Source organism: Chitinophaga sp. 01L420, from assembly GCF_056399985.1.
On sequence record NZ_JBFTSK010000125.1, the window covers coordinates 1 to 1,249 of the forward strand.

The following is a 1,249-nucleotide window of genomic DNA, read 5'->3' on the forward strand; positions in this document are numbered from 1 at the left end:
AAAGAACTGATTAAGGATCATGCCCCAATTTCTAATGGGCATGGTCCATTTTTTTGAGGACTCTCTCAGCGCCAGGTATACGGATTTCATTACAGCATCATCAGTAGGGAATGACAGCTTGTTTTTTGTATACTTTCTGATCTTACCATTCAGATTCTCAATAAGATTTGTAGTGTAAATAATCTGACGGATATCAATCGGAAAATCAAAGAACACAGTCAATTCATCCCAATTTTCTCGCCAGCTCTTTACTGCATAAGCATATTTACTAGTCCATTTTTTATCAAGGCTATCAAGCCCTGCTAGCGCAGCCTGTCGGGTGGGAGCTGCATAAATATCTTTTAAATCTGTMGTAAATTCCTTTTTGTCYTTCCATACTACATACCGGCAGCTATTACGGATTTGGTGAACAACACAAATTTGGGTAGCWGAGTCWGGAAATATGGAACGGATTGTCTGGGTAAAGCCATTGAGATTRTCTGTTGCTGTGATCAGAATATCTTCCACACCGCGAGCCTTCATGTCTGTCAAAACGCTCATCCAGTAAGCYGCYGATTCATTCTTACCCAGCCACATTCCCAGTACTTCYTTAAGCCCATCCCTGCGAAGTCCAACAGCAATGTGAACTGTCTTATTAATTACTTTACTGTTTTCTCTTACTTTGAAAACGATACCGTCCATCCACACAATCAGGTAAACAGGTTCTAAAGGACGATTCTGCCAGGCGACGATATCCTCAGCTACTTTTGCTGTAATACGGCTTATGGTAGCCCCGGAAACRTCAAACTTATAAACTTCCCGAACTTGTTCCTCAATATCAGATACACTCATTCCTTTGGCATAAAGTGACACTATTACCTCTTCWAGCCCTTCTACCATGCTTTCCCTTTTGGGKACAATCATGGGGTTAAAACTGSCATCTCTGTCTCTTGGYACCTTGATCTCTGAYTCTCCGTATTGCGTTTTGATCTTCTTTTTACCATAACCATTACGGGCGTTATCATTATTGGTTTGCTCATTCTTATTGTAGCCTAGATGGCCATCCAGCTCACCTTCAAGCATYTTTTCTATACCCCGCTTCTGAATCASGGCCAGAAAGTCATTCAATTCCTTGCCWGTCTTAAATTGTTTTAAAAAGTCGTCTGATATGAAGTCTTCTGCTTTCATAATACTGTGTRTATAGTTTTAAAATTARGAAAATCGAGGTGAATCCCCGATTTTCAGATTTACACAGTTTATGAGATAGTGT

At 40.3% G+C, this 1,249-nt stretch carries 1 protein-coding gene; it reads right to left on the reverse strand.

Translation table 11 applies throughout. The annotated features are described in order from the left end of the window. The coding region (locus AC1DP6_RS36435; RefSeq protein ID WP_477059302.1) for an IS256 family transposase at nucleotides 1-1,167 on the reverse strand (1,167 nt) is incomplete at its 3' end. Nucleotides 1,168-1,249 lie beyond the last annotated feature (82 nt).